At 61.6% G+C, this 1,057-nt stretch carries 1 protein-coding gene and 1 pseudogene; one reads left to right on the top strand and one right to left on the bottom strand.

The genetic code is table 11. The annotated features are described in order from the left end of the window. Nucleotides 1-35: 35 nt before the first annotated feature. Nucleotides 36-604: pseudogene (locus EPA64_RS16145) on the bottom strand (transposase); the annotation flags it as partial. Nucleotides 605-834: 230 nt separating this feature from the next. Between EPA64_RS16145 and EPA64_RS16570 the strand changes: the two are divergent. After that, the coding region (locus EPA64_RS16570) for a hypothetical protein (RefSeq protein WP_220443782.1) at nucleotides 835-1,057 on the top strand (223 nt) is incomplete at its 3' end.

Raw genomic sequence — 1,057 nt, 5'->3', positions numbered from 1 at the left:
TGCCCAGGTGTCCGGTCGAAACGGGGGCCAGTTCATGCCCTCAGACCGTTGATACGCATCAGCCGCTCGATCCGATGCAGTCCGCAGGCAAGCCCTTCTTCAAGCACATCGCGCCAGACGCGGCGGGCGCCATAGGTCCGGTCACTGGCCTTGAAGCTCTTGTCGATGGCTGCGACAAGCTTGGCATCATGGATCTCGCGAGTGCTGTTCGGGCGGTTGAGCCATGCGTGAAAGCCTGACCGCGAGACCTCCAGCACCTCGCACAGCCAGCTGACCGGCCAGATGTGGCGGTGCCTGGTGATGAAGGCGAACCTCATGTCGCCTCGCGCGCGAAAAAAGCTGCCGCTTTCTTCAGGATATCACGCTCCGCCCGAAGCCGGGCGACCTCTTTCTTCAATGCCGCGATCTCGGCCAGATCGGCGCGCATCTGCCCATTCCCTGGAAACGCCGCAGCTGGCGCAGAAGTCAGCTCCCGCATCCAGCGCCGCAACACGCTCTCGGCGACATCCAGGTCACGGGCTGCCTGCGCCACCGATACGCCGCGCTCGGTCACCAGCTTCACAGCCTCGGTTTTGAACTCGCGGCTGAACTTCCGTCTCGTCATGTGTGGTCTCCGGTCCCTTGGTCACGATCTTATCTTCGTGTCCACGAAACCGGCAGCAGGCCACGTTTGAGGATGGCAGCTTAAGTGCGCCCATCCCGGTCGCCTTCGTGGACCGTCTCGCTTACGAGGGGCGGCCTGCGGCTAAGGGGCGCGTCAAGGCACTGCTAGACCAGATCGCTCTCCTGCCAGACGTTGACGCCGAGATGTTCGATTTGGCCTCTAAGCTGTTCATGGAACTGACGCGAGAGGAGGCGCTGCGTGCTTCGGCTTCTATTCGAAGATCGGTGCCACTTGAGGACGCCACAAGCACTCCTGTTCTGAGTGAGCTTGAGTTCGGACGGATCGCTGAAGCTCATTTGGTGCCTGGCTCCTTGGGCAGCCAGCCACTTCTGGACCTGCAAAGGATCATGAACCGGCATCAGCGCGACGTCTCGATTGACGATCAGTTCAGGG

Origin of the sequence: Paracoccus luteus, from assembly GCF_004522155.1 — a bacterium.
Classification (GTDB): Bacteria; Pseudomonadota; Alphaproteobacteria; order Rhodobacterales; family Rhodobacteraceae; genus Paracoccus; species Paracoccus luteus.
This window is presented reverse-complemented; position numbering and strand designations above follow the sequence as displayed.